The sequence below is a fragment of the Solimonas soli DSM 21787 genome, assembly GCF_000474945.1.
GTDB classification, from domain to species: Bacteria; Pseudomonadota; Gammaproteobacteria; order Nevskiales; family Nevskiaceae; genus Solimonas; species Solimonas soli.
The window spans coordinates 130395-148399 of the sequence record NZ_AXDW01000007.1; the positions used below are offsets into that span (position 1 = coordinate 130395).

Sequence of the window (18005 nt, forward strand, 5' to 3'; positions counted from 1 at the left end):
CATTGGATCATTCTCCGCTTCTCCTCGCACCATGAACGACTCCCATTCGCTGCTCGGCCAGTTGAAGATCGACCGCGGCCCGGACCAGGCGCCTTCCGGCTCGCGCTGGCCGTGGGCGGTCGGCGCCCTCGTCATCGTCGTCGCGGTGCTGGCCTTGCTGTATGTCATGCGCGACCGCGGCGTGCCGGTGACGGTCGCCACGGCGGCGCCGGTCGCCGGCGGCGGTGCCGCCGGTGGCGTGTCCATGCTCGACGCGTCGGGCTACGTCGTCGCGCGCCGCCAGGCGACGGTGTCGGCGAAGATCACCGGCAAGCTGCAGGAGCTGTACATCGAGGAAGGCCAGCGCGTGCGCGAGGGCGAGGTCATGGCGCGCCTCGACGATTCGAACGCGCGCGCCGAGCTGCTGCGCGCGCAGGCCAATCTCGCCGCCGCCCGCGCCGCGTTCGCCAACATCAAGCCGATCTACGAGCGCGACCGGAAGCAGGCCACCGCCGGCTTCATCAGCGCCGCCGCGCTGGACAACAGCAAGGCCAACTACGAGGCGCAGCAGTACGCGCTGCAGGTGGCCGAGGCCAATCTGGCGATCGCGCAGCGCAATCTCGACGACACCGTGGTGCGCGCGCCGTTCGCCGGCGTGGTGACGACCAAGGCGGCGCAGCCGGGTGAGATCGTCTCGCCGCTGTCGGCCGGCGGCAGCTTCACGCGCACCGGCGTCGGCACGCTGGTCGACATGGACTCGCTGGAGGTCGAAGTCGATGTCAACGAGAACTTCATCAACCGCGTGCGCGCCGGCGGCCCGGCCACCGTGCGCCTCAACGCATACCCGGACTGGGACATCCCGGCCGAGGTCATCGCCGTGATTCCGACCGCCGATCGCAGCAAGGCGACGGTCAAGGTGCGCGTCGGCTTCAAGGAAAAGGACCCGCGCATCCTGCCGGAGATGGGCGCGCGCGTGTCCTTCCTCACCGACGCCAAGGGCGAGGCGCCGGCGGCGCGCGGCGGCGTCAGCCTGCCGAAGGCCGCGGTGCAGAGCGGCAGCGGCGTCGACCAGGGCGTCGTCTACGTGCTGCGCGAGGATCACGTCGAGCGCCGCGCGGTGCGCCTCGGCGCCGCCGGCGCCGCGGATCAGGTGCTCGTGCTGTCCGGCCTCGCGCCGGGCGAGCGCGTCGCGATCGGCGACGCGGCCCTGCTCAAGGACGGTGTGAAGGTGCGCGTGGCGCGGCCCTGAACACAGGGCGCCGTATCGCACAAGACGCGGCTGCCGCGGCTTGGTGGATTCACCGGCAGCGCGGGCGGCGTGAAACGGCTAGATTGCCGGGACGGCGCGCGAGGCAGCGGCCGCCTCATCGATGTCATCGGCTGGCAAGCAGCGCGGGGGCTGCGGATCATGGGCATGATCGTTTCGCTGAAGAAAGTCGCCAAGCGCTACACGCGCGGCAAGGAAACCGTCGAGGTTCTGCACAGCCTGGACCTCGGCATCGAGCAGGGCGATTTCGTCGCGCTGATGGGCCCGTCCGGCTCCGGCAAGACCACGCTGCTGAACCTGATCGGCGGTCTCGACCGGCCGAGCGAGGGCGAAGTCGTGGTCGCCGGCGAGCACATCGACCGGCTTTCCGGCGCCGCGCTGGCGCGCTGGCGCGCGCGCAACGTCGGCTTCGTCTTCCAGTTCTACAACCTGATGCCGATGCTTTCGGCGCAGGGCAACGTCGAGCTGCCGCTGCTGCTGACCAAGCTGTCGGCCGCGCAGCGCCGCAAGAATGCGCAGACCGCGCTGACCGTCGTCGGCCTCGCCGACCGCGCCCGGCACAAGCCGAGCGAACTGTCGGGCGGCCAGCAGCAGCGCGTCGCCATCGCCCGCGCCCTGGTCGCCGATCCGACGCTGCTGGTCTGCGACGAGCCGACCGGCGACCTCGACCGCAAGACCGCCGACGAAATCCTCGGTCTGCTGCAGACGCTCAATCGCGACTACGGCAAGACCATCGTCATGGTCACGCACGATCCCAAGGCGGCGGAGTTCGCCAAGCGCCAGCTGCACATGGACAAGGGCACGCTGGTACCGGGAAACATGCCGTGAATGGCATGTTTCCCCAGCCTGCGCCCGGCCGGGGAGCGCTCGCGGCGGTGAGGCATGGCGCCACGTCATGCCGAATGTCGCGAACGCCGGGCCGGGACTCGTCCGAGAACTGCAGTGGCGCCCTGGACGGCGCCACCGCACTGTGGAGAACGCGATGAAGTATTTCCCCTTCCTCTGGGCGACGCTGTGGCGCAAGAAGGCGCGCACGATCTTCACGCTGCTGTCGATCGTCATCGCCTTCCTGCTGTTCGGCATGCTGCAGGGCGTCAATGCCGCGTTCCAGCTCGGCGTCGACAACGCCAACGTCAATCGCCTGATCGTCACCAGCCGCATCTCGCTCACCGAGGCGCTGCCGATCTCGCAGCGGCAGCAGATCGAGGCGGTGCCGGGCGTGGCCGGCGTGGCACATGCGAGCTGGTTCGGCGCGTATTACCAGGAGCAGAAGAACTTCATCTTCGCGGCGCCGGTCGAGATCGACGACTACCTGCACGTCGTGCCCGAGGTGAAGATCGCTCCCGAGCAGGTCGCCGCACTGAAGCAGAACCGCAGCGGCCTCATCGTCGGCGCCGAGACCATGAAGAAGTACGGCTGGAAGATCGGCGACCGCATTCCCCTGCACTCGACGATCTGGGTCAACAAGTACGACGGCACCTCGGACTGGAAGTTCGACATCGTCGGCGTCTACGAATTCCCGAGCGACCGCTCGCAGGAGAACGGCGCCTTCTTCAACTACGCGCTGTTCGACGAGGCGCGCACCTTCGGCGCCGGCACCGTCGGCTGGTGGATCGTCTCGATCAAGGACCCGAACCAGTCGGCGCAGATCGCGGCGCAGATCGACAAGCTGTTCGAGAACTCGCAGGACGAAACCAAGTCGCAGAGCGAGAAGGAATTCACGCAGTCCTTCCTCAAGCAGTTCGGCGACATCAACTTCATCGTCAAGGCCATTCTCGGCGCGGTGTTCTTCACCCTGCTGTTCCTGACCGGCAACACCATGATGCAGTCGGTGCGCGAGCGCATCCCGGAGCTGGCCGTGCTCAAGACCCTGGGCTTCTCGGACGGCAAGGTGACGCTGCTGGTGCTCGCCGAGTCGCTGCTGCTGTGCCTCATCGCCGCGGCGCTGGGCCTGCTGCTCGCCGACCTGATCTTTCCCTTGCTCAAGGACACCATCGGCGTGGTCAAGCTGCCGACCCGCGTGCTGGTCAGCGGCGGTCTGATCGCCGTGCTGCTGGCGCTGGCAACCGGCGGCCTGCCGGCGCTGCGCGCGCAGCGCCTGGTCATCGTCGACGCGCTGGCCGGCCGCTGAGGAGAACCGCATGTTCAAGCAGACCTACGCGATCACGGTGATGAACCTGCGGGCGATCCCGCAGCGCCTCGGCACTTCGTCGGTCATCGTCATCGGCATCGCCGGCGTGGTCGCCGTGCTGGTGTCGGTGCTGGCGATGGCCGCCGGTTTCCACAAGACCGTCGCCAACAGCGGCCGCGCCGACCGCGCCATCGTCCTGCGCGGCGGCTCGCAGGCCGAGATCAACAGCTCGATCGCGCGCGACAACCTGCTGACCATCCTCGACGCGCCGGGCGTGCAGAAGGACGCCAGCGGCAAGCCGGTCGGCTGCGGCGAGCTGGTGACGGTGGTCAACCTGCCGAAGATCGACGACGGCAACCTGTCGAACGTCACCCTGCGCGGCAGCTGCCCGCAGCTGCCGGCGCTGCGGCCGGAGCTGAAGATTGTCGAGGGCCGCATGTTCCAGCCGGCGGTGCGCGAGCTGATCGTCGGCGCCGGCGCCGCCAAGCAGTTCGCCGGCATCACGCTCGGCAGCCACATCGGCTTCAAGGAATCGGACTGGACCGTGGTCGGCATCTTCACGACCGGCGGCGACGCGCACGATTCGGAGCTGATCGCCGACGCCGACACCGTGCAGTCGGCGTTCCGTCGCTCGCTGTTCCAGTCGGTCACGGCGCTGCTGACCTCGCCGGATGCCTTCGACGGCTTCAAGGACGCGCTGACCACCAACCCGACGCTGACCGTCGACGTGAAGCGCGAGCCCGAGTACTACGCCGAGCAGTCGAAGCAGCTCACCAAGCTGCTCAACTTCATCGCCTACTTCGTCGGCGGCATCATGGCGGTCGGCGCCATGTTCGGCGCGCTCAACACCATGTACTCGGCGGTTTCGGCCCGGGCCCGCGAGATCGCCACGCTGCGCGCCATCGGCTTCGGCGCCGGCCCCGTGGTGTTCTCGGTGTTCGCCGAGTCCCTGCTGCTGGCCCTGCTCGGCGGCGCGATCGGCGCGGCGCTGTCCTGGGCCTTCTTCAACGGCAACGTGGTCAGCACGCTCGGCGACAATTTCAGCCAGGTGGTGTTCCGCCTGACGGTGACGCCGGCGCTGATCCTGTCGGGCATCTGGCTGGCGCTGTTCATCGGCCTGCTCGGCGGCCTGTTCCCGGCGATCCGCTCGGCGCGGCTGCCGATCATCGACGCCCTGCGCGCGCAATGAGCCGGCGATGAGCGCGGAACTGTCGCCGGCGGCGATGCGCGAACGCTTCGTGGCGCGGGCGACGGCCAAGTTCGCGCGCAACGTGCCGGACTTCGTCGCCCTGCAGCGGCTGGTCGCCGCCAACGGCGGCCGCTTCCACAACGACCACGGCGCGATCCGCACCGCCGATCCGCAGCTGCGCGCGCTGTTCGTGCGCGCGGCACGCGCCTTCGGCCTGCATCGCGACCGCAGTTACATGTTCCCCGCCAAGAAGCTGAAGTCGTTCGATCTGCAGGCGATCGGCGAGGACGCCGGCGCGTTCAAGATCTTCGTCTCCGAAGTCGACCTCGAGGCGTTCCCGGACGAAGTGGCAGCGCTGATCCGCGAGGACGGTCGCGCCCAGGCCGCGGCCGTCGACCACGCGCCGCTGCTCGCCCTGCTCGAGAAATTCGAAACGCACGGCCGGCTCGCCGAAGCCGACGCCGAGGCGCTGATCGCGCACGTCGTCGATCGGCTGATGCAGCGCAACGGCCCGCCGCTGGCGCGCGCCACGCTCGAAGCCGTGGCGCGCGTGTCCGGCGAGGCGGCGAGCGCGCTGGCGCTCGGGCCGGACTTCAATCACGTGACGATCGACGTGCGCGCCGCCAATTTCCCGGGCATCGACGCGATGGCCGAAGCGATGCGCGCCGCCGGCTTCCGCATGCTGCCGGCGATCCAGGGCGCGCCCGGCTCGCCGCTGCGCCAGACGGCGACCCTGGCCGCGACCATGGAAACCGCCGTGCGTGAGGCCGACGGCCGCCTCGGCGTGGCACAGACCGAGAAACAGTTCGTCGAGATCATCGAGCGCAGCCAGGCGCGCGACGGCGACGGCGCGCCGCTGTGGACGCAGGACGGCGCGCCGCTGATCTTTCGCCACTTCCTCGCCGCCAACGCCGAGAAGATCTTCGACGCGGCGTCGACCAGGCTGCCGTCCGCGACCTGAGGGCGGCCGGCCGCCGCGTCGACAGTCGCGGCTCAGCACTGTCGTCTGGTGCGCAATCGGTCGGCAAGCTGCACGCGCCGGGGCACGCGGCGCGGTCCGCGGCTGCGCCTGCGGTCAAATCACCGCTTCGAAAATCTCCAGCTGCGGATGACCGAGGTAGATGCCCTTGGTGTCGCCGGCATTGCGGTGCGCCATGCGGAACGCCTCCGAGCGCGTCCACGCCTCGAAGGCTTCGCGCGAATCCCAGGCGGAATGCGAGGCGAACAGCGTGTGATCGTCGGCGCCCGGTCCGCGCAGCAGATGGAAGTGGCGGAAGCCCGGCACGCCATCGAGATGGCTGTCGCGGTTCTTCCACACGGCGACGAAATCGTCCTCGCGGCCCTTGGCGATCCTGAAACGGTTCATGGCGATGAACATGCGCGGCTCCTCGTGGCGGGTCGTCGACTTTAGCAAACGGCGGCCTATTCACTGTCCCGCCGTCGGCCGCCCGGAACGCGCCGCGACGGCGTCGCCGCACTGCCCAAAAAAGGGGCCGGGAGCACGCTCCCGAACCCTGCCAAAACAGCCGTCCGGAGAGAGAGTGGAGGCTGTCACGCGATAACCGATTCCGAAGGGGGCGCGCCGCGCGCGCCAGATGCCTGCCCGCAGTTTGATGTCACTACTATGACGTCGGATGGCGGACACGACAAGCGGCCGCGCGCGCCGTGGCACATGCCGAGCGGGACGGGAAGTGCGGCGGCGCGCGGCGCCGCCTCGCTTCAGCTCAGCGCATCCTCGTTGCGCACGACAGGACGGCTCTCGCGCGTGGCGCGCAGCACCTTGTCCGGCTCCGAGGCGTCGACGATCTCGATGTAATCCGTGTGTACGGCCTTGATCGTGGCGACGAACGGGAAGCCGGCCAGCGAGGGCACGCGGTAGCTGACGGTGTCACCGGCCTTGAACGTGGCCGGATCGAAATTGAACTCGAAGGGGCACTTCTCACCTTCTTTGGCGTTGGGATCCATGGCGCGTTCTCCTCTTTTTCCTGCGTCGGCATCATACGCTTATCGTCGCGCGGCGTCGCCGCGAAGACCGGCGTTCAGCGCCGCGCCACGGAGCTGCGGCATGATGCGGATCATCACGCGACGACGGCGCCGACAGTTGCGGCCGCGACGGCAAAAAGAGGAAGGTTCACCCATGGCTTCGACGCAGGACGACGACATCCGCACGGTGCTCGCGCAGACGCGGCGCATCGCGGTGCTCGGCATCAAGACCGAGCAGCAGGCCGATCAACCGGCGTTCTATGTGCCGCAGTATCTGGTCGAGGCCGGTCTCGACGTCGTTCCGGTGCCGGTCTACTACCCCGAGGTGACCATGATCCTCGGCCGCCCGGTGTACCGCCGGCTCGTCGACGTTCCCGGACGCATCGATCTGGTCGACGTGTTTCGCCGCGCGGCGGACATTGCGCAGCATCTCGACGATATGCTGGCCGCCAGGCCGAAGGCGGCGTGGTTCCAGCTCGGCATCCGCAACGACGCGGTCGCCGCACGGCTGCGCGCGGCGGGCATCGCCGTCGTGCAGGATCGCTGCCTGATGGTCGAGCACCGGCGTTACGCCGCATGAGCGCGACGCGCATCGAGACATGCGTCGAAGCCGGCGACGCCCTGCGCTTCGAGCACCTGGTGCAGGTCAACGACCTTCGCGACCGGCGCATCGAGACACTGACGCGCGAGCAGCTGTGGCGCGGCCTGCTGCTGCGCGCGCAGACGCCGAAGTTGTTCATTCCCTGGCTCGACGCCGCCGAGGTCGACGCCGCGGCGGACGGTTCATTGACGCGCATCCTGCATTTCGGCGATTTCGCCGTGCGCGACCGCGTGTCGTTCGAAGACCGCCACAGCGTGCACTACGAAGTCGACGACGCGCGCGCCGACACGCGTTTCACGCTGCTGATGCGCATCGAGGAGCCCGCGCCGGACGCATTGTTCGTGCGCTTCACCTACGAAGCGCGTTCGGTCGATCACCATGCGCACAGTCCGCTCGGCGACATGGTGAAAAGCGCGTACCGGCACGCCGACGAGGACACCGTGTTCCGCATCCGCCAGCTCGCCGCCAGCGGCGTGCTCGAAGAGCAGTAGGCGCAAGGCGCCCCATGAAATGAAAAGCCGCCGCGCCTGAGCGGCGTGGCGGCTTCGCTCCGGCGCGGGACGGCGCTATCGCACGTAGATCGCGCCCTGCAAGGTCGAGCCGAGCGGCGTACCGGCGACGCTCGCCAGCGTCGGCTCGATGCGCACCGTGTAGCGGCCAGGATTCACGCCGCGATAGACGAGCACATACGGGTTCTGACCTTGCGTCCACTGACCCTGCGTCGCCGCGCCGCGCTCGTCGATCACGCGAATGCTGCGCGCGGCCGCCTCGGCGCTGGCGTTCTGCGAGAAGCGGAACACGAGGGCCTGTTCGCTCGCCGCCTGTCCGACATACTCGACGCCGAAGTCGCGGCCGGCAGCTTCGCGCCACCACGGCAGCAGCGCGCCGAGCGCGGGTGGCGGTGGCGGACGCACGGCGCGACGCGGCCGTTCGGCCGGATGCGCAGCGGCGACCGGCGCGGCGGCCGCCTCGACGTTCGACGTCGGCGCGGCGGCGACGGGCGCGTCGCCCGCCGCTGGCGGCATGGCTGCCGAGGCCAGTTCGGTGGCTGCCGGCGCAGAGACCGGCGCCTCTGCCGCCGAGGGCGGCGGCGCGGCGGCGACGGGCGACGGCGACCCGCTCCCGGGCGCAGTCTGTTCGGCGCCGGCGGCTGCCGTGGGCGTCGGCGTCGCGGCATCCGCCGCGCCGGCCGGAGCGGCGGACGACGATGGCGATGCACCGGGTGCGGCGGCCGGCGCTGCCGACGCATCGGCGCGCGAGGTGGCAGAGGCCGGCGTCACCGTCCTGGTGCCGTGCGTGGCGGCGAGAATGCCCACCGCGAAGATCGCGGCAATGCCGCCCATCACCATATAGCGCAGCTTGCCGGGACCTCTGTCCAATTCCAGACTGCTCATCGTCTCCTCCTGCGGGCATCGCCAGCGCGGCCCCGCTTGTCATGCCAGTCACCACGCTTTCATCATCAGGACGCCAACCGAACGCCGCCTGACTGCCTAGGGCGTCGGCGCCGACGATCTTCAGTTCGACGCGGTGGTTCAGCTCGCAGCCATCATCCGTCGTGTTGGCGGCGACCGGCTGGATCTCGCCGCAACCCCTTCGCGCTCATGCGCCGACTTGCCGGTCTGCACGTCGCGATCGAGCATTTCCGGGCGCAGGCCGAAATCGCAGTGCTCGCCGCCGAAGTGCCAGAGAGGGCCGAGGCCGGCCGCGAACATCATCGAGCCGGAACCGGACCTGTTCTTGCGCCCGGATAGCTGGACAGACGAGCATGCCGGCGCCGGCGATGCCGTAGAGGGTTCGGCAGCGAGCCGAACGGGAAGTACAGGCCGTAGATCGCGCCGCGGCTTCGTCGACGTCGCGGCCCTGCTCACCCGAGACTTTCGCGTAGCCGAGCTGGAACTCGACCGCGTCGTCATTTAGCGACCGACGAGCGCGCCGGCACGCCGCGGCTGCGGGCCCTGGGCAACGAGGGATGAAGTGTGGCCGGCGCGGCCGCTGGCGGTTTACCCGGCGCGCATACGGAATTTGCTGCGCGGAATTTGCTGCGCGGAGTTTGCTGCGCGCGTCATGCCTCGCGCAGGCGCATGATCGACCGCGCGTCAGTCGCCTTCCGGCGTGAAGCGGCGCGCGGCGAGATCGGCGCCGAACTGCTCGACCCAGGCGTGACCGTCGCCGCCGGTGTAGTGCGCCAGCTTCACGCCGCGCCGCTTGGTGGTCACTTCGACGTCGTACAGGCTGAGGCAACGGCCGTCGGCGCATTGCATGACCGGCCGCTCCTTCTTGCGGAACGTAAAATCGCCGGCGCGTTCCTGGCGCTGCGCGAGCAGGTGCTGCGCCGCTTCGACTTCGTTGTCGAACTCGCTCATTGATCCGTCTCCTCCGACCGATGTCCGCATGCTGCAGCGGATGGCGGCCGCCGATCAAGACGGGGAAAGCACTCGCTTCAGACGAAGGCGGAACTGCGCGCGCGGCGCTGCGTGATCAGTCGCGCCGAGCGCAGCGCATCGTCGCCGGTATGGCGGCGGCCGGCCTCGTCGGGCGGCCGGCGCGCGGCGACGAAGTAATCCTCGACTTCGCGGGTGACCGCCAGCCGGCCGTCATCGTCGCGTCGCAGCCAGCCGGCCCGCATGAGGGCCAGCTCGTCTTCGCGGAACAGGGTCTGCACCGGCTCGCCGCGGTACAGCTTCTTCAGATAAAGGAAATGATGATCGCCACATCCGTGTGGGAAAGCCACGTGCATCTCCTTGGCAACGTCTTCTGCGCGGGGGCGCGCCCGGCGATTGTCGGGCGCCTAGCTGCACGGCACCTGAACGCGCTGTCATCGCAATGCCATCTGCGTCCGCGCGGCGCGGCGACTCACACGCGCCAGTTCGCGTTGCGTTCCCAGAACGCGACGCTGCGCCGGTACGCTTCGCGGTCGAGCGGCACGCCGGAACCGCCTTCCTCGACGCCGAGCGCGTTGCGCATCATGGTGATCGGCGCCATGGGAATTTCCTCCGGCTCGGCGGTCGCCAGACAGCCGACCACACCCCAGTCGGCGTCGAGCGGCGTGCCTTCCTTCGCCATCTGGGCGCGGTCATAGAGAATGACGACCAGATAGCGGGCGACCGGCGCTTCGACGCCCTCGAACCAGCGCACCAGCACCGGCAGCTCGTCCTTGCTGCGCGCCTCGTAGGCGCTGCGCAGCCGGTGCGCGTTGTCGGCGGTGATCGGCACGGTGAGGCAGCGTGTCTGCGTCCAGTTGGCGTGCACGTGCAGCTTGCAGAACGGCGCGTAGCCGTCGAGCACCTTCAGCGGCGCGTGCTCGTTGAGATGGCGCTCGAAGGCTTCCGGCGTGGTGCCGACGATGGCGTTGCGGCGGCCGGAAGCGGGAAACAGGCGCGTGCGCGCGAATGGCGTGAGGACGATCGACATGGTGATGGAAGGCGGCCAGCGTGGCGGCGCATCGTACAAGCGCACGCCGGCGATGTGAACGAAGCCGCGGGCGCCGACAATCGAGGCCCGCCCCTCCGCTCCATGGCCACGAACGCCTCCGAAGTGCCGGACGCGCGCGCTGCTGTCATTCGACGACGAGTGGCAATGGCTGCTCTACCGCGGCGCACGCCCCTGGGCCGACGCCGACCGCGGCCTCGCGCGCGGCACGATCTGCGGTCACCAGGGCCGGCTGGTCGCCACGGTGCTGCAGGAAGCCTGTCTGCCGCTGCCTTGAACGACGGCACCGAAGTCGTGCCCCGCACGAGTTCGATCTGCTTGGGGAATTTTCCGGCCGCGATGAGTTCGTACATCGTCGATCGCGACAGGCCGGTCATCGCCAGAACATCGCGCTTGCGGAGAAGCGCGTCATTGAGCTGTGCAACCATTGGGCATCCGGTTATTAGCGTCCGGCGGACGCCTTCGGATGCCAAAGCTACGACTCGATTTGAAAGTGCCTAAAGCGTATTTATCAGGCGCCGCGCTTCTTTAGTTTGGCGATCATCGCCCAAGATTTCTCAGCGGCCTCAAGCTCGCTCTCCAAGCGCTCGTGTGCCCTGACTCGCTGGCCGACATTCTGCGGTGTCATCTTCTTGCGGCGCGCTACTCGCGACAGTGCCCCGCGCTTTCCTTGGCACGGATCGTCCGTCGCCCCGGGCGACATTTCGCACTGCACAGCTTGGTAGATGCTTTCATCCTTCTCCGGCTGACTCTCTGCGGCAGAAAGTCTCCGATACTCGCGCTTCTCGGAGAGAGCCGCTTTCCGTGAGACCTTCCAGTTCGGGCCCCGCAACCTGCGCGCGACTTCAAAGGCCCGTGTACCGCAAGCCCTTCTCGTGGCGGCGGTGGAATTTCGCTCGATGTCTCCGTGCCGAGCGCAAGCCAGAGTTCGGCAACAAAGTCCGCGTCATCATCTGACTTAGGGTCAAGGTCCAGCGCGAGCGCCAGCGTTCGCTGGACACCTCGTCGCGGCTGCCGCCGGCTTTCGCTGCCTGTTTCCACAACTCGGCAAGCGAAGTGTCTTCGGGCTTGATGCCGCCGCGACCGTCCGCCTTCTTGGGACGTCCCCGACGCTTGCGCGGCTTGTCGTCAGCCCGCGATCGGTCGCCGTTCACCGTGCTCTCGGTTCCCGATCTGCTGGCGCTGCACTAGCTTGGCGTCAGGCTGGCGGCTCATGGTCAGAACCAATCCCGGCGATGATGCTTGCGCTCGCGTTCCGGCGCGCGGCCAGAACGAACGTCGGCTGTATCTTGGGCGCGCCGGCGCTGGCGCAACGTCCGTTTGAAGTGCGAAGGGACGCGCGAGCTTTTCGGCTGGCAATCGGACGATGACCGGCTCATGGTCAGGCCATCGCCCGCCACGGCTGAATGCGCGCCAGTGATCCCGCAAGCGCGTCCTTCGCGGTCTCAAGGTCAAAGCGGGCCTGCCCGCGCAGCCAGTATCCTTCACTCAGACCAAAGAACTTGCACAAGCGCAGGTCGGTGTCGGCCGTGATCGCGCGGCGACCGGCGATGATGTCGCCGATCCGGGTCGGCGGCACGCCGATCTCCTTGGCAAGACGGTACTTCGTGATCCCCATTGGGCCTAGAAATTCCTCGGCCAGAATCTCGCCGGGGTGAATCGGGTTCAGCTTCTTCGCCATGTTCGCGCTCCGTCAGTGGTAGTCCACGATTTCAACGTCTTTCGGCCCTTGCGGCGTCCAGACAAAGCACACAAGGCGCGGGTTCCATCCCTACGCTGCCGCTTGTTTCAATTCCTGCCGCAGCACCTCGCGCAGCTTGCGCACGGTCAGCGGGGCATCGTCCTTGCCCATCGCCGCACGCAAGGCGTCGTTGATCATCGTCTGATAGCCTGTGCCTGCGGCTTCCGCGCGCTCACGGAACGTATCGAGCACGTCGTTGTCCAGCATGATGGTGATGCGCGTCTTGCCAGGCGACGGGATGACCGCACCGCGCTTGCCTTTGCTGAAGTCGTATTCCTTACGCATGGTATTGCTCTGCCTCGCCAGGGCTGGCCTTGCGAGCGGAAATGACGCGCGTCCGCTCTCCGCGCTGGGTGTATACGACGACGAGGACGCGACCCAGCGTGTCCATGTCCAAGGTCACAAGCCTCTGCTCGCCGCGTGCGTCGGGGTCTTCCACCGGATCGCCATTGGATCGCGCAGCGCTTGTTCCGCATCGGCGAAGCTCACGCCGTGCTTCTTCAGGTTCGCAGCAGCCTTGACGGGGTCGAACTCGATACCCATGCAACAATTATACATATATTATATGCACACGTAAGCGCCGCCCGGCCGCGACGGTGCCTTGTCAGGGCCGGGCGGCGATGGTGCGGTCAATGCCGTTCAGCACGGCCAAATCGACGATGAGCGTTACATCGCCCTCGTTGCGCCGTCGAAGTCGTCGAAGATCACGCCGCCGCTGCCGTGCATCGCACTGTAGATTTTGTCGTAACCCTCCCACGCAGCAGCGTCCAAGAGGGCCGCCAGCGTGCCGTAGGTCTTGCACTGCAATTTCTTGTCCAGAGCGCCGGCGATGGTGCGGGCGTAGCTCGTGGCGCGGCGCAGTTCGTTGACGAGCGACATAGCATCGGAGCCGGGGCTGACCATGCCGGCGTGCGGCGGCGTCCCTTCCTTGCGCTCGGCCATCGCCCAGCCGAGTTCCTGCATGTCCATCGCGAACACTTCCAGGCGCTCGTGCAGCCCGCGCCGCTCGCCGAAATTCTGAGCTTGCCCACCGACCGCTTGCCACAGTGCATTGAAGGACGCGCGGGCGCGCGTCAACTCGCCGGGGAACACGTACTGGCGGCGGCCGGTCAGCGGATACAGCTCACGCAGGATCGCCACCGCTTGCGCCGACAACGGGACGATGTGCGGCTCGGCGGTGCCCGACTCTTTCAGCGCGCGGCGAATCTTGCGATTGGCCGGTGGCACTCGGTACTCGGGCGAATCGCCGTCCAAGTCGTGAAGATGGGCCCACTCCATTCTGCGCAGTTCGTTCGGCCTGCAGAAGAGGTACGGCGCCAAGCGCATGGCACTGCCAACGACGAACGTGCCCTTGAAACCGTCCATCGCACGTAGCAGCGCCCCGATCTCATCCGGCTTCACGACGGACGGAAAGCCCTTCTCATGCGGAGCCGGAAGGACGGCGGACAACGCATGTGCGGGATCGAGCTTCGCGCGATTGGTGGCAATCGCATACCGCGACACTCGGCTCAACTGCTCGCGGAGGCGGTGCGCCTGCTCCAGATGGCCCGCGTTGAACACGCGCCGGATGCATGGCAGGTAGTCGTCGACACCGATTTCCATCATCGGACGGTCGCCGATCCACGGGAACGCATGCTTTTCGAGGCGCAGCGCCTCTTTGTCGTAGTGCGAGGTCGCCCACTCGTGCTGCTTGACCGACAGCCATTCTCGGGCGACGGCCTCGAAGGTGTTGGTGGTGCGCTCCACCGCGGCGGTTTTGGTGGCTTTCCGTTCGGCGGCAGGATCAATACCGACGGCGACCAGCTTGCGGGCCTCATCGCAGCGCTCGCGTGCCAGGGCCAGCGATGTATCGGGATAGGGGCGCCCGAGCGACAATGTGTTACGTCGGCCACCGACGGTGTAATCGAGGCGCCAGTACTTCGAGCCGTTCGGGTTAACGAGGAGATAGAGGCCGCGCCCGTCTGTCAGCCGATAAGGCTTGCCCTTGGGCTGGGCGCGCTTGATCGCGGTGTCGGTCAGCAATGCAGTAACTCCATGGCGGAATGCAGGCCGACACTCAAGTTACTGCGCAAGTTACTGCGGTCAAGCAATGGCTGCCGATGGACGCAGGTGGACAGCTAAAAACGCAAATCCAACAAAAACCGCGCATTAGCGCGGTTATCTGTACGGCTTTGGCCCTGTATGGACCTAGAAATGGTGGACGGTGAGGGTTTCGAACCCCCGACCCCCGCCGTGTGAAGGCGATGCTCTACCGCTGAGCTAACCGTCCGAGGGGGCGGCATGATAGTGGGCGGCCCCGGCAGCGTCAAACCCGAACGGCGGCCGGCGCACGCGCCGTTGTTGAGTCCGCGGGCCTGCGCGGCTAGGCTGCGCGTCCTCGCGGCCCGCGTCGGGCCGACGCTTCTCCGAGCGGCCGTTTCGACCGGCGGCTGCCGACACAGGACTGTCCATGAGCACCGTGCGCCCGCTGATGCTGGCCATCCAGAACCGCGATCTCGAAGCCGCCAAGGCCGCGCTCGAGCGCGACGCCACGCAGGCAACCGATCCGCTGCCCGGCGGCCTCTCGCCGCTGATGTTCGCGCTGTACAACGGCGCGCGCGACATCGCCGCCCTGCTCGCTGAATTCCGTGCGCTCGATCTGCACGAGGCCGCCGCCTACGACGACGCGCGCCGCGTCGCCGAACGGGCGCTCGCCGCGCCGGAGCAGCTCGTCGCGCACAGCGTCGACGGCTGGACGCCGCTGCACCTCGCCGCCTTCATGGGCGCCAAGAACGCCACGCTGACGCTGATCGGCCTCGGCGCGCCGCTCGACGCGCCCTCGACCAACCCGATGCAGAACACGCCGATGCACGCGGCGATCGCCGGCGCCGCCGGCGAGAGCCTCGCGCCGCTCTTGATCGCGCTCGGCGCCGACGTGCATCACGTCGGCGGCAGCAACGTCAATGCCCTGCACCTCGCCGCTTCGCGCGGCTTCGACGGTCTCGTCAAGCTGCTCCTCGCGCGCGGCATCGATCGCGCCGCGCGCACGGAAGACGGCAAGACCGCCGCCGAGATCGCCCGCGAGCGCGGCCATCTCGGCACGGCGGCGCTGATCGAGCTGGCGGCGAACTGAGCGCGACGATGCACGACGTGGCGCCCGCACCGGCATACCCGCACGCCGCGCACGACGAAATTTTCATGCGCCACGCGCTGCTGCTGGCGCGACGCGCGCAGCTCGCCGGCGAGGTGCCGGTCGGCGCGCTCGTCGTCCGCGAAGGACGCATCGTCGGCGAGGGCTGGAACCGGCCGATCGCCGGTCACGATCCCAGTGCGCACGCGGAGATGCTGGCGCTGCGCGCCGCCGCGCAAAAGCTCGGCAACTATCGCCTGACCGGCAGCACGCTGTACGTGACGCTGGAGCCCTGCGTGATGTGCGCCGGCGCGATCGTGCACGCGCGCGTGCAGCGCCTGGTGTTCGGCGCCTGGGACCCGAAGGCCGGCGCGGTGTCGTCGGTCTACGACGTGATCGCCACGCCGAAGCTCAATCATCGCGTCGACTGGCACGGCGGCGTGCTCGAAGCCTCGTGCGCGGAGCTGCTGCGCGGTTTCTTCCGCGAGCGCCGCGCCGCGCAGAGCCGGCGGTCCGCCAAGGCCGACGTCCGCCAGGACTGAGGCGGGCGGCGCCCGCGCGGCGCCTGCGGCACAATCCGCGCGTCACGTTCCGGAGAAATGCCATGGGCGATCGCATCCTCGTTTTCTACGGCTCCTATCGCCGCGACCGCATGGGCATCCGCCTCGCCGATTTCCTGGTGAAGAACCTGCGGACGCGCGGCGCCGACGTGGAATTCATCGACGCCAAGGCCGTCGACCTGCCGATGCTCGACCGCATGTACAAGGAGTACGCGCCGGGCACCGCGCCGGCGGCGATGGAGCAGCTCGCCGGCAAGATCAAGGCCGCCGACGCCTTCGTGTTCGTCACCGGCGAATACAACTGGGGCATCCAGCCCGGGCTCAAGAACCTCACCGATCACTATCTCGAGGAGTGGTACTGGCGGCCAGCGGCGATCGCGAGCTACTCGGCCGGCCGCTTCTCCGGCGTGCGCTCGGGCACGGCCTGGCATCACACGCTGTCGGAAATGGGCATGGTGGTGATTTCCAGCACGCTCGCGGTCGGGCCGATCGCCAAGACGCTCGACGCCGACGGCGAACCCACGGGCGAGGCCGGCGCCGCGCTCGCCAAGGCCTTCCCGCGCTTCGCTGACGATCTGGCCTGGTGGACGGAAGCGGCGCGCGAGCAGCGCCGGCGCCGCGCGCCGCCGTACTGACCGCGCGCCGCACCGCTCTTGAAAACGCCGCGGCCGTCCACCACAGAGCGGAATCCACCCGGCGACTGATTCCGGCCACATCCGGCCGCGCCTGCAAGGAAGCCTTCGATGCCCTCGCGCGTCGTCGTCACCATCGTCTTCGCCCTGCTCGCCGCGCTGCACGCGTACATCGGCGTACAGCTGCTGCCGGACCTGCCGATCGGCACCGCCGGCCGGCTGCTCGGCGCGCTGCTGCTCGCGGCGTCGTTCGCGCTGATTCCGCTGAGCCTGCTGTCGTCGCGCCTGCAAGGGCGCATCGGCGACGGCCTGATCTGGGCCGGCCTGCTCGCCATGGGCCTGTTCTCCTCGCTGCTGGTGCTGACCGCGCTGCGCGACCTCGCGCGCATCGCGCTGAGCTTCTTCGATCTCATGGGCCCGCGCGTCGACGAGCCTTCGGCGATCGCCGTGGTCGTGCTGGCGCTGCTCGCCTCGCTGGTCGGCTTTCTCAACGCGCGGCGCCGTGCGCGCATCGTCGACGTCGAGGTGCCGATCGCCGGCCTGCCGGCGGCGCTGCACGGCTTCACCATCGCGCAGATCAGCGACATCCACGTCAGCACCACGGTGCGGCGCCCGTATCTCGACGCGATCGTCGACGCCGTCAACGCGCTGCAGGCCGACCTCGTCGCCATCACCGGCGATCTGGTCGACGGCAGCGTCGCGCGTCTCGCCGCGCACACCGAACCGCTGGCGCGGCTCACGGCGCGGCACGGCGCCTACTTCGTCACCGGCAACCACGAGTACTACTCCGGCGCCGAGGCCTGGACGCGCGAGCTCGCGCGTCTCGGCGTGCGCGTGCTGGCCAACGAGCACGTGGTGCTCGAACACGAGGGCGCGCCGCTGGTCGTCGCCGGCGTCAACGACTACAGCGCGCATCATTTCGATCCGGCGCAGCGCAGCGATCCGGCGCGGGCCCTGCACGGCGCGCCCGCCGACGCCGGCGCGAAGATCCTGCTCGCCCATCAGCCGCGCAGCGCGCCGGCCGCGGCGGCGGCCGGTTTCGACCTGCAGCTGTCCGGCCACACGCATGGCGGACAGTTCTGGCCTTGGAATCACTTCGTGCGCCTGCAGCAGCCGTTCACCGCCGGCCTGCATCGCCTGCAGCGGCTGTGGGTCTACACGAGCCGCGGCACCGGCTACTGGGGCCCGCCGAAGCGCCTCGGCGCGCCTTCGGAAATCACGCGCCTGCGCCTGGTGCCCCTGCAGTGAGTCGATAGGGCCAATTTTCCCAGTGCAGCGAGCGCCGCACGTCACGAAACTGACGTGCGGGGAAATTAGTTTCGGCGATCGTGCCGCGTGGCCATCGCTGGCGGCCGCTCCACTCGTGCCGATGGGAATCCCGTGC

The 18005-nt window shown here is 68.5% G+C and carries 26 protein-coding genes, 1 tRNA gene and 1 pseudogene; 13 read left to right on the plus strand and 15 right to left on the minus strand.

All coding sequences use genetic code 11. The annotated features are described in order from the left end of the window. Positions 1–31: 31 nt before the first annotated feature. The 5 genes from K344_RS0104975 (at position 32) to K344_RS0104995 (ending at position 5527) form a co-directional block, all read left to right on the plus strand. Positions 32–1228, plus strand: coding sequence for an efflux RND transporter periplasmic adaptor subunit (locus K344_RS0104975; RefSeq protein ID WP_028079733.1), 1197 nt, complete (start codon positions 32–34; stop codon positions 1226–1228). 159 nt (positions 1229–1387) lie between these two features. Then, a complete protein-coding gene (locus tag K344_RS0104980; protein ID WP_028079734.1) occupies positions 1388–2074 on the plus strand; it encodes an ABC transporter ATP-binding protein in 687 nt (228 codons plus the stop codon). 154 nt (positions 2075–2228) lie between these two features. After that, the gene (locus K344_RS0104985) at positions 2229–3377 is read left to right on the plus strand and encodes an ABC transporter permease (protein WP_028079735.1); all 1149 of its coding nucleotides are present in this window, start codon (positions 2229–2231) and stop codon (positions 3375–3377) included. A gap of 10 nt (positions 3378–3387) precedes the next feature. Continuing rightward, positions 3388–4566, plus strand: coding sequence for an ABC transporter permease (locus K344_RS0104990; RefSeq protein ID WP_028079736.1), 1179 nt, complete (start codon positions 3388–3390; stop codon positions 4564–4566). Between the two features lie 7 nt (positions 4567–4573). Beyond that, positions 4574–5527: a 2-oxoadipate dioxygenase/decarboxylase family protein gene (locus tag K344_RS0104995; protein ID WP_028079737.1), complete on the plus strand. Its 954-nt coding sequence runs from the start codon at positions 4574–4576 to the stop codon at positions 5525–5527. A gap of 114 nt (positions 5528–5641) precedes the next feature. Here the strand turns inward: K344_RS0104995 and hmuQ are convergent, their stop codons facing one another. Together hmuQ and K344_RS0105005 are read right to left on the minus strand one after the other, a co-directional pair. Then, complete coding sequence (gene hmuQ / locus K344_RS0105000; protein ID WP_028079738.1) at positions 5642–5944, minus strand: heme-degrading protein HmuQ; 303 nt, start codon at positions 5942–5944, stop codon at positions 5642–5644. 341 nt (positions 5945–6285) lie between these two features. After that, the gene (locus tag K344_RS0105005) at positions 6286–6531 is read right to left on the minus strand and encodes a hypothetical protein (RefSeq protein ID WP_028079739.1); all 246 of its coding nucleotides are present in this window, start codon (positions 6529–6531) and stop codon (positions 6286–6288) included. 172 nt (positions 6532–6703) lie between these two features. On the opposite strand from K344_RS0105005, the gene K344_RS0105010 reads away from it, so the two are divergent. Together K344_RS0105010 and K344_RS0105015 are read left to right on the plus strand one after the other, a co-directional pair. Then, complete coding sequence (locus K344_RS0105010; RefSeq protein WP_028079740.1) at positions 6704–7129, plus strand: CoA-binding protein; 426 nt, start codon at positions 6704–6706, stop codon at positions 7127–7129. Further along, positions 7126–7641 carry an AtaL-like protein gene (locus K344_RS0105015; protein ID WP_051361912.1) on the plus strand — a complete coding sequence of 172 codons (516 nt, stop codon included), beginning with the start codon at positions 7126–7128 and terminating at the stop codon, positions 7639–7641. Before K344_RS0105010 ends, K344_RS0105015 begins: the two co-directional genes overlap by 4 nt. A 75-nt stretch (positions 7642–7716) precedes the next feature. Here the strand turns inward: K344_RS0105015 and K344_RS23840 are convergent, their stop codons facing one another. After that, a complete protein-coding gene (locus tag K344_RS23840; RefSeq protein ID WP_157622775.1) occupies positions 7717–8175 on the minus strand; it encodes a hypothetical protein in 459 nt (152 codons plus the stop codon). Between K344_RS23840 and K344_RS23845 the strand changes: the two genes are divergently transcribed. After that, positions 8174–8503: a hypothetical protein gene (locus K344_RS23845; protein ID WP_157622776.1), complete on the plus strand. Its 330-nt coding sequence runs from the start codon at positions 8174–8176 to the stop codon at positions 8501–8503. The two genes, K344_RS23840 and K344_RS23845, sit on opposite strands and share 2 nt — an antisense overlap. Before the next feature lie 179 nt (positions 8504–8682). Here K344_RS23845 and K344_RS0105025 read toward each other — a convergent pair whose 3' ends face one another. From K344_RS0105025 to K344_RS0105040, 4 genes are all read right to left on the minus strand, one after another. Continuing rightward, on the minus strand, positions 8683–8865 hold the full coding sequence (locus K344_RS0105025; RefSeq protein ID WP_028079743.1) for a hypothetical protein: 183 nt from the start codon (positions 8863–8865) through the stop codon (positions 8683–8685). A 381-nt stretch (positions 8866–9246) separates the two neighbouring features. Then, positions 9247–9513, minus strand: a complete 267-nt coding sequence (locus K344_RS0105030; RefSeq protein ID WP_028079744.1) for a hypothetical protein — start codon at positions 9511–9513, stop codon at positions 9247–9249. A 77-nt stretch (positions 9514–9590) separates the two neighbouring features. After that, positions 9591–9881, minus strand: coding sequence for a hypothetical protein (locus K344_RS0105035; RefSeq protein WP_157622777.1), 291 nt, complete (start codon positions 9879–9881; stop codon positions 9591–9593). Positions 9882–10003: 122 nt separating this feature from the next. Next, complete coding sequence (locus tag K344_RS0105040; RefSeq protein ID WP_028079746.1) at positions 10004–10561, minus strand: DUF3228 family protein; 558 nt, start codon at positions 10559–10561, stop codon at positions 10004–10006. A gap of 169 nt (positions 10562–10730) precedes the next feature. Here K344_RS0105040 and K344_RS24915 point away from each other — a divergent pair, with 169 nt between their 5' ends. After that, positions 10731–10856, plus strand: coding sequence for a hotdog family protein (locus K344_RS24915; RefSeq protein WP_366508736.1), 126 nt, complete (start codon positions 10731–10733; stop codon positions 10854–10856). Between the two features lie 40 nt (positions 10857–10896). Here the strand turns inward: K344_RS24915 and K344_RS24920 are convergent. The 8 genes and pseudogenes from K344_RS24920 to K344_RS0105065 form a co-directional block, all read right to left on the minus strand. Then, positions 10897–11007 (minus strand): annotated as a pseudogene (locus K344_RS24920) (helix-turn-helix transcriptional regulator); the annotation flags it as partial. A gap of 417 nt (positions 11008–11424) precedes the next feature. Next, positions 11425–11733 carry a hypothetical protein gene (locus K344_RS23860; RefSeq protein WP_157622778.1) on the minus strand — a complete coding sequence of 103 codons (309 nt, stop codon included), beginning with the start codon at positions 11731–11733 and terminating at the stop codon, positions 11425–11427. A gap of 227 nt (positions 11734–11960) precedes the next feature. Beyond that, positions 11961–12260 carry a HigA family addiction module antitoxin gene (locus K344_RS0105045; RefSeq protein ID WP_028079747.1) on the minus strand — a complete coding sequence of 100 codons (300 nt, stop codon included), beginning with the start codon at positions 12258–12260 and terminating at the stop codon, positions 11961–11963. Positions 12261–12350: 90 nt separating this feature from the next. Further along, positions 12351–12605, minus strand: a complete 255-nt coding sequence (locus tag K344_RS0105050; RefSeq protein ID WP_028079748.1) for a BrnA antitoxin family protein — start codon at positions 12603–12605, stop codon at positions 12351–12353. Then, positions 12598–12711, minus strand: coding sequence for a BrnT family toxin (locus K344_RS25065; protein ID WP_436278826.1), 114 nt, complete (start codon positions 12709–12711; stop codon positions 12598–12600). The genes K344_RS0105050 and K344_RS25065 overlap by 8 nt, the downstream gene beginning before the upstream one ends. 8 nt (positions 12712–12719) lie before the next feature. Beyond that, positions 12720–12863, minus strand: a complete 144-nt coding sequence (locus tag K344_RS25070; RefSeq protein ID WP_211234469.1) for a BrnT family toxin — start codon at positions 12861–12863, stop codon at positions 12720–12722. 123 nt (positions 12864–12986) lie between these two features. Continuing rightward, positions 12987–14342, minus strand: a complete 1356-nt coding sequence (locus K344_RS20320) for a tyrosine-type recombinase/integrase (protein ID WP_051361913.1) — start codon at positions 14340–14342, stop codon at positions 12987–12989. Between the two features lie 172 nt (positions 14343–14514). After that, positions 14515–14589: transfer RNA gene (locus tag K344_RS0105065), tRNA-Val, on the minus strand. 180 nt (positions 14590–14769) lie between these two features. Between K344_RS0105065 and K344_RS20325 the strand changes: the two genes are divergently transcribed. From K344_RS20325 to K344_RS0105085, 4 genes are all read left to right on the plus strand, one after another. After that, positions 14770–15432 carry an ankyrin repeat domain-containing protein gene (locus K344_RS20325; RefSeq protein ID WP_051361914.1) on the plus strand — a complete coding sequence of 221 codons (663 nt, stop codon included), beginning with the start codon at positions 14770–14772 and terminating at the stop codon, positions 15430–15432. A gap of 8 nt (positions 15433–15440) precedes the next feature. Further along, positions 15441–15971 (plus strand): tRNA adenosine(34) deaminase TadA, encoded by a 531-nt coding sequence (tadA, locus tag K344_RS0105075; RefSeq protein WP_051361915.1) that lies wholly within the window; start codon positions 15441–15443, stop codon positions 15969–15971. Between the two features lie 62 nt (positions 15972–16033). Next, positions 16034–16624 carry an NADPH-dependent FMN reductase gene (locus tag K344_RS0105080; protein ID WP_028079750.1) on the plus strand — a complete coding sequence of 197 codons (591 nt, stop codon included), beginning with the start codon at positions 16034–16036 and terminating at the stop codon, positions 16622–16624. Between the two features lie 108 nt (positions 16625–16732). Then, complete coding sequence (locus K344_RS0105085; RefSeq protein ID WP_028079751.1) at positions 16733–17869, plus strand: metallophosphoesterase; 1137 nt, start codon at positions 16733–16735, stop codon at positions 17867–17869. The last annotated feature ends 136 nt before the right edge of the window (positions 17870–18005 follow it).